This window comes from Mesorhizobium sp. M7A.F.Ca.US.005.03.1.1, from assembly GCF_003997975.1.
GTDB lineage: Bacteria > Pseudomonadota > Alphaproteobacteria > Rhizobiales > Rhizobiaceae > Mesorhizobium > Mesorhizobium ciceri.
Window position 1 is genome coordinate 159927 of record NZ_RZRO01000004.1, and the last position, 7439, is coordinate 167365.

The window sequence follows — 7439 nt, forward strand, 5'->3', positions numbered from 1 at the left end:
GGCTTAGTTCTCCGGTTGTCCGACGAGGGCAGCATTAAGGCCGACCTCGGGTGTCTGGTCCGAGAAGATCGAGGCAAACCAGCCCGGATTGGAGACCAGCGACGGCTTGAAGGCGTTGCAGCCGGCCTTCATCTCCGCCCATGTGCCTTCGTCGCACAGCTTGATCGTCTCATTGGTAACGACCGGCAGCGGCAGGATGGTGGTCTTGGGCACGTCCTTGCCTTCGATCGCCTCGACGGCAAGCTTCAGCGCCAGCGCACCCGAATAAGGCGGCGAGGCATAGGAAATGCGTTGTGCGCCCGCCGGTGCATAAGGAGGAGCGGCACCTTCGACTTCGGTGCCCTCCGGCAGCATCTGGATGCGGCCGCCATTGGAACCTTCGCCGGCGCAAGGCAGGAGTTCGCTGGTCTTCTTGCCAGCCTCGAGCTGCATCGAGTTGGCGGTGAAGCAGCCGACCTGCATCCACAGTCCGTTGATGTCGTCCCAATTGCGGGTGGCCAGGATTTTCGAAAGTTCGGTGCGGGCGACCGCCTGGCTCCACATGCCGACAGCCTCGCCGACGATCTTGATATCAGGATACTTGGCGAAGACTTCCTTGGCGGCCTTTGTCCGCTGATCGTCAACGGATGTTCCCGGGACGCCCGTGATGGCGATGATGTTGCCCTTGCCGTTGAGCTTCTTGACCAGCCATTCGGCGGTCACCCTGCCCGCTTCCAGCTGGTCTATGTGGACGTTGTAGGCGCAAGGCTCGGTGATCTCGGCGTCGTACGCAAAGACCTTCACGCCCTTGTCGCAGGCATTCTTGACGACCTGGTTGAGCGCGGTCGGCGAGATCGGATACACGACGATGGCTTCGGCGCCGCTTTGCACCATTGCGTTGATCTGCTGAATCTGGCGTTGCGCGTTGGGGCCAGCGACCTGGACCTGCAGGTCGACCTTGTCGGCCAGGCTCTTATGAGCGGCCATGGCCTTGACCATGTTGGCCGCCTCCGCCTGCCAATCATTGCCGATGTAGCTCATGCTGAGAAAGATCTTGTGCTTCTCGGCGGCCTGCGCGGCGGACAGGCCGAAGGCGCACGCAGCCATGCCGGCCAGCAGCGCGAGCCGCCGGACTTTCGATCCGATACCCATGTGGAACTCCTCCCAAACAGAACGACCGAATGCCTCCCAAGGGCACAAAACGTAAACCCTTGTCATTCGATGCCAGCGACCGTATCATGATTTGATCAAATATCAATGATGAAATCGTTTATATCAAAACCGGCCGTGTCAGCCGCTTGACGTGGCACCACGAACCTTGCATTCCGACACGACCACACAAGCAGGTGTCGCCCTCAGGCGGGAAGGTTGACAGGAGATGGCTGGATCGGCGTTCAGGAAGCCTGGTGTCGAGATCATTCCACTGTCCAAGGAAACTCTGCAGGACCGGGTCTACAATCAGGTCACCGAGTTGATCCTCGACGGCAGCATCGTGCCGGGCGAGATGGTCACGGTTCAGAGCCTCGCCGACGCCTTTGGCGTCAGTCCGATGCCGGTCAGGGAAGCGCTGCGGCGCCTGACGGCAGCCAACGCGCTGACGGTAGTATCCGGGCGCTCCATTGGTATTCCGGCGCTCAGCCGCGAGCGGCTCACCGATTTGCGCAATGTACGTTTTGAGATAGAGGCCATCGCCGCCGGCTGGGCCTCACAGAACCGCAGCGAGGCGGACCTTGCGATTTTCGCGCGCGATCTGGACTCACTGGAACGAGCGAATGGCGCGGACGACGTAAAGGCCTATCTCAGGGCGAATTATACCTTCCACTTCGCAATCTACCGAGCAGCGGGATCCGAAACCCTGCTCAAGATCATCAAGGATCTGTGGCTGCAGATCAGCCCCTATTTCAATATGCTGCATGGATCCTACTCGACCGCGAACACATACCATCAACAGATGTTTGCGGCCCTGCGCGACCGAAACGAGCAGGCAGTTCAGGCGGCAGTTCGCGGCGATATCGATGCGGCTTTCGACATGCTGGTCGATCTTTTGAAGTAGCGCCCGGCCCGACCTCCGACCGCTTATCACATGCCTCCTATTTCTGGGGATGGCAGAGCAGCGCTCATGCGCACTCAGCGGGCAAGCGCGGGCTTCTTCTGGTGATCTAGAGGTCATATCCCGAGCGCGTCATCCATGGTTCTCGTGCTTGAGGGCGGCAGCCGATGACGCGGCGAAGCACATGACCCGCATCCTCATTGTCATTATCGGATTGCCAAAATCTGGTAGCGTGATTATACCAGTTGATCAGTTGACGACGGGCGATACCGTCCGCTGAGATCAGGAGTAGTGACCAAATGACAACGATTGCGCTGTTCGGTGCCGGTGGGAAAATGGGCTACCGCCTGTCGACCAATTTTCGCGGGTCGCCCTACACAATACGCCATGTCGAGGTCAGCGATGCCGGCCGCGAACGGCTGAAGACCGGGCTGGGTTTCGATACTGTCAGCGCCGACGAAGCGCTCAAGGGCGCCGATGTGGTGATCCTGGCCGTTCCCGACACGCATATCGGCAAGGTGGCGACCAGCATCGAGAGCAAGCTGGCGCCGGGCACCATGGTGGTGGTGCTCGACGCGGCGGCACCCTTCGCCGGCCACCTGCCGAATCGACCGGACCTCACCTATTTCGTCACCCACCCCTGCCATCCGCCGATCTTCAACGACGAAACAGATATGGCGGCAAAGAAGGACTATTTCGGCGGCGTCAAGGCCAAGCAGCATATGGTCAGCGCCTTGATGCAGGGGCCGGAAGAGGATTACGCCAAGGGCGAGGCGATCGCGAAGATCATCTGGGCGCCGGTCATGCGTTCGCACCGCGTCAGCGTCGAACAGATGGCGCTGCTGGAACCCGGGCTTTCGGAGACGGTGTGCGCCTCGTTGCTGGTGGTCATGAAGGAAGCCGTCGACGAGGTCGTGGCACGCGGCGTCGACCAGCAGGCGGCGCTCGACTTCCTGCTCGGCCATATGAACGTGCTGGGCGCCGTCATTTTCGGCGAGACCAAGGGCGTTTTCTCGGATGCCTGCAACAAGGCGATCGAGTTCGGCAAGCCGGTGCTGATGCGGGACGACTGGAAGCGCGTGTTCGAGCCGGAAGAGATCGCCGCCAGCATTCAGCGTATCACCTGAAGAGGAGAGGCGCTGCCGCAGCGCCGTGACGCGTCGCCGTACCGCTGCCGACGCTCGGCATCGTAGCTCATCAGGTACATATCACCTGAATTCGTGGTTGACTCATCATACCAGTTGGCTTAGCTGTTCATGGCTCGGATTGACAGGGTTTTCGCAGGAGTACGATGCCTGGGCGAGTGGAGGATGGCTGGGGAGCAACGATCCGTGGAGGGGAAGCCGGCAAACGGCTCTTTAGCCCAAAAGCGATCCGCCGCCCGCGCCGCCTGACGAATTCGGATGCCGACAGATGCTTTGGGTAACCAAGGCAATTTTTCAAACGGGAGGACTTCATGAAACTTACACGAAGAATGACGCTTGCGGCTTTCGCCGGCATGCTGGCGCTTGGCACGACCGTGCCCGCCTACGCGGCGGATCTCATCGCCATCATCACGCCCTCGCACGACAATCCGTTCTTCAAGGCGGAAGCCGTCGGCGCCGAAGCCAAGGCCAAGGAACTCGGCTACGAGGCGCTGGTGCTGGTCCATGACGACGACGCCAACAAGCAGTCCGAGCTGATCGACACCGCGATCGGCCGCGGCGCCAAGGCGATCATCCTCGACAATGCCGGCGCCGACGCCACCGTCGCCGCGGTACAGAAAGCCAAGGACGCAGGCATTCCGTCCTTCCTGATCGACCGCGAGATCAACGCCACCGGCGTTGCCGTCGCGCAGATCGTCTCCAACAACTACCAGGGCGCCCAGCTCGGCGCGCAGGAATTCGTCAAGCTGATGGGTGAGAAGGGCAATTTCGTCGAGCTGGTCGGCAAGGAATCCGACACCAATGCCGGCATTCGTTCCAAGGGCTATCACGACGTCATCGACGACTATCCGGACCTGAAGATGGTCGCCCAGCAGTCGGCCAACTGGAGCCAGACGGAAGCCTATTCCAAGATGGAATCGATCCTGCAGGCCAACCCCAACATCAAGGGCGTGATCTCCGGCAACGATACGATGGCGATGGGCGCCTATGCGGCACTTGCCGCGGCGAACCGCAAGGATGTCATCGTCGTCGGCTTCGACGGATCGAACGATGTTCGCGACTCCATCACCTCGGGCGGCATCAAGGCAACGGTGCTGCAGCCCGCCTTCGCGCAGGCGCAGATGGCGGTCGAGCAGGCCAACGACTTCATCAAGAACAAGAAGTCGCCGGCCAAGGAAAAGCAATTGATGGACTGCGTTCTGGTCAATGGCGACAATGCCGCCAAGCTGGAGACCTTCGCGCTGACGAACTGAGCCAGCGTGATTTGAATAGCGAGGGGCGAACCCAGGATCGCCCCTCGCCGCCATTTTCCGTGGGCCGCCCACGATGCTGAACGACAGGCCGCCATGCTGAACACCAAGCCGAACTGGCCGATCCTTACCGTGATGGTCGGCATCAGCCTGACCGGCTGCAAGATCCTGCCGACGAAATCGGACGACGGCAACAACGCTGCCACCTTCAATCCAGACCAGATGGTCGAAGAGATATGGGCGGCAAAGGTCGTGCCCTATCTCCAGCAGAAAGCCGGAGCGTTTGCGCAGGTTCACACCCTGGCGACAACCGACCCAGCGGCTGCCGGCGCCAAATACGGCAATGCGAACAAGCAGGCGAATTCGCCTTGGACTTTCGCGGTTCGGCTGGAAGGCAAGATTATCGCGGCCAACACACAGTCGCGTGCGGCAACGGTCGACGTCGATGTCGACGGCGACGGCAAAGCCGATGCACGGGTGCAGATCGGACCGGCGGTGCGCGGTACCGCGCTGCGCGACAGCCTGGACTTCATCCAGTTCAACGACTTCACCAACCAGATCGACTTCGCCCAGTTCGGCAAGGCTTTCAACGCTTATGCCGACAAGACGGTGCTTTCCGAGCTGCCGCGCGAGGCGCTGGAAGGCCGCAGTGCCAAGGTGCTCGGCGCCTATACGCTGGGGAGCGGCCAGGACCTGCCGCTGGTGACGCCGGCGGAGGCAGAGATCGGGCCGAAGCCATGAGCGCGATCGCGGAGCGCGAAATCATTCTGAAGCTCGAGGACGTCTCCAAGGTCTATTCCGGCACCGTTGCGGTCAAGCGCGCCAATTTCGAGGTGCGCAAGGGCGCGGTCAACGTGCTGGTCGGCGAAAACGGCGCCGGCAAGTCGACGCTGATGAAGATCATCGCCGGTGTCGAACGGCCGACCGCCGGCCGCATCCTGCTGGAAGGCGAAGAGGTTTCCTTCTCGTCATCCGGTGACGCGGTGAACCGTGGCATCGGCATGGTGTTCCAGGAGCTGAACCTGTTCGGCAATATGAGCGTCGCCGAGAATATTTTCGCCACCCGGGAAATCACCAACCGCTTCGGCAAAATCGACCACGCGCAACAGGAAAACCGCGCTGCGGAATTTCTGGAACGCCTGCAGGCCGGCATCCGGCCCGACATGCTGGTCGAGGATCTGCGTATCGGCCAGCAGCAACTGGTCGAGATCGCCAAGGCGGTTTCGCTCGACGCGCGCATCCTGATCATGGACGAACCGACCTCGGCGCTGAGTGCTGCGGAAGTCGAGATCCTGTTCAAGGTGATCGCCGACCTCAAGGCGCGCGGCGTGGCCATCGTCTACATTTCGCACCGGCTCGAAGAGCTGATCCGCATCGGCGACTACATCACCGTGCTGCGTGACGGCCGCATCACCGGCCAGGAAGAGATGAAGAACGTCGACACGCAGTGGATCGTTCGCCAGATGATCGGCTCCGACGCCAAGGACTTCGCCAAGGCCGACGGCCATCTTCCGGGCGAAGAGATTTTTCGTGCCGAGGAGATCTGCCTGCCTCGTGCCACCGGCGGACTTGCCGTCGACCATGTCTCGTTGTCGCTGCGTGCCGGCGAGATCCTCGGCATATACGGCTTGATGGGCGCCGGGCGCAGCGAACTGTTCGACTGTATCATGGGCCGCCACGGCCATTCGACCGGCGACATCTTCATTGGCGGTAGAAAGGTCAAGGAGCGCGATACGACGCGGCGCATCCGGCGCGGGCTGGCGCTGATCCCCGAGGATCGCCAGCGCGAAGGGCTTGTCTCGATCCTTTCGGTCGCCAGCAATTTGACGCTGGCCAGCCTGTCGCGCTTTGCCCGCCTGTTCCACATCCGTGGTGCCGACGAAAGGCAGGCGGTGACGCAGGTGGTGCGGGAGTTGGCGATCAGGGTCGCCGACCCGGCGCAAGAGGTGTCGTCGCTGTCGGGCGGCAACCAGCAGAAGGTGGTGATCGGCAAGGCGCTGCTCACCGAACCCAAGGTGCTGTTGATGGACGAGCCCAGCCGAGGCATCGATGTCGGCGCCAAGGCCGACGTCTTCCGCACGATGCGCAAACTGTCGCGCGATGGATTGGGCATTCTCTTCGCCACCTCGGATCTCGATGAGGTGATGGCGCTGTCAGACCGCATTGCGGTGATGAGCAACGGAAAACTGACGGGCATGTTCGATCGCTCCGAGGCGACGGAGGCAGCCCTTGTCTCCGCATCGGCGCTTGGCCACGGACCAGCCCCACATACGGAGAGCACCGCCCATGACTGACATCCCAGCCAAAGCGGCCGCTCCCTCCGCTTCCAGCGGCTCGGTGCTGCTGACAGTTATGAAGCTCAGGACCTTCATTGCGCTGATCGCCGTGCTGATCTTCTTCTCGATCGCGGCGCCGAATTTCCTGTCGACCGCCAATCTGATCCTGATGTCGAAGCACGTGGCGCTGAATGCGTTCCTGGCGATGGGCATGACCTTCGTCATCATCACCGGCGGCATCGACCTTTCGGTCGGTTCGATCGTCGGCCTGTGCGGTATGGTGGCCGGGTATCTCGTGCTCAACGGCATCGACCTGCAGATCGGCTACACCATCTATTTCAACGTCTTTGAGATCGCGCTGATCACGCTTGCCGTCGGCATATTGATCGGCGCCGTCAACGGCTTGCTGATCACCAGGCTAAACGTCGCGCCGTTCATCGCCACGCTCGGCGTGCTCTATGTCGCGCGCGGCCTGGCGCTGCTGTCGTCGGATGGCCGCACCTTTCCCAACCTCGTCGGCAAGCCGGAGCTTGGCACCACCGGCTTCGGCTTCCTCGGGGCCGGTCGGCTGCTTGGCCTGCCGGTGGCGATCTGGATCCTCATCGTCGTTGCACTGGGAGCCGCCTATCTCGCCAAGTACACGCCACTCGGTCGCCATATCTTCGCCGTCGGCGGCAATGAACGGGCGTCGCGGATTTCGGGCGTCCGGGTCAACATGGTCAAGATGTTCGTCTATATG

7 protein-coding genes are annotated in these 7439 nt (G+C 61.6%); 6 read left to right on the top strand and 1 reads right to left on the bottom strand.

Annotated features, from left to right (window positions below; genetic code table 11):
- Positions 1–3: 3 nt before the first annotated feature.
- Positions 4–1131 carry a sugar ABC transporter substrate-binding protein gene (locus EN990_RS03500; RefSeq protein ID WP_013533052.1) on the bottom strand — a complete coding sequence of 376 codons (1128 nt, stop codon included), beginning with the start codon at positions 1129–1131 and terminating at the stop codon, positions 4–6.
- A 226-nt stretch (positions 1132–1357) separates the two neighbouring features.
- Between EN990_RS03500 and EN990_RS03505 the strand changes: the two genes are divergently transcribed.
- The 6 genes from EN990_RS03505 to EN990_RS03535 all read left to right on the top strand — a co-directional run.
- Complete coding sequence (locus EN990_RS03505; RefSeq protein WP_127368383.1) at positions 1358–2032, top strand: GntR family transcriptional regulator; 675 nt, start codon at positions 1358–1360, stop codon at positions 2030–2032.
- Positions 2033–2328: 296 nt separating this feature from the next.
- On the top strand, positions 2329–3156 hold the full coding sequence (locus tag EN990_RS03515) for a phosphogluconate dehydrogenase C-terminal domain-containing protein (protein ID WP_063167523.1): 828 nt from the start codon (positions 2329–2331) through the stop codon (positions 3154–3156).
- Between the two features lie 329 nt (positions 3157–3485).
- Positions 3486–4427 (top strand): D-ribose ABC transporter substrate-binding protein, encoded by a 942-nt coding sequence (locus EN990_RS03520; RefSeq protein ID WP_127368382.1) that lies wholly within the window; start codon positions 3486–3488, stop codon positions 4425–4427.
- 93 nt (positions 4428–4520) lie between these two features.
- The gene (locus EN990_RS03525; RefSeq protein ID WP_127368381.1) at positions 4521–5165 is read left to right on the top strand and encodes a DUF2291 family protein; all 645 of its coding nucleotides are present in this window, start codon (positions 4521–4523) and stop codon (positions 5163–5165) included.
- The gene (locus EN990_RS03530; RefSeq protein WP_127368380.1) at positions 5162–6718 is read left to right on the top strand and encodes a sugar ABC transporter ATP-binding protein; all 1557 of its coding nucleotides are present in this window, start codon (positions 5162–5164) and stop codon (positions 6716–6718) included. Before EN990_RS03525 ends, EN990_RS03530 begins: the two co-directional genes overlap by 4 nt.
- Positions 6711–7439 (top strand): ABC transporter permease (locus EN990_RS03535; protein WP_164766079.1); only part of this gene is annotated, 729 nt, incomplete at its 3' end. The genes EN990_RS03530 and EN990_RS03535, both read left to right, overlap by 8 nt.

What these genes read in the sequence shown, in the direction of transcription:
- EN990_RS03520 (WP_127368382.1), top strand. Translation starts at nt 3,486, where the DNA reads ATGAAACTTACACGAAGAATGACGCTTGCGGCTTTCGCCGGCATGCTG.
- EN990_RS03500 (WP_013533052.1), bottom strand. Translation starts at nt 1,131, where the DNA reads ATGGGTATCGGATCGAAAGTCCGGCGGCTCGCGCTGCTGGCCGGCATG.
- EN990_RS03505 (WP_127368383.1), top strand. Translation starts at nt 1,358, where the DNA reads ATGGCTGGATCGGCGTTCAGGAAGCCTGGTGTCGAGATCATTCCACTG.
- EN990_RS03530 (WP_127368380.1), top strand. Translation starts at nt 5,162, where the DNA reads ATGAGCGCGATCGCGGAGCGCGAAATCATTCTGAAGCTCGAGGACGTC.
- EN990_RS03525 (WP_127368381.1), top strand. Translation starts at nt 4,521, where the DNA reads ATGCTGAACACCAAGCCGAACTGGCCGATCCTTACCGTGATGGTCGGC.
- EN990_RS03515 (WP_063167523.1), top strand. Translation starts at nt 2,329, where the DNA reads ATGACAACGATTGCGCTGTTCGGTGCCGGTGGGAAAATGGGCTACCGC.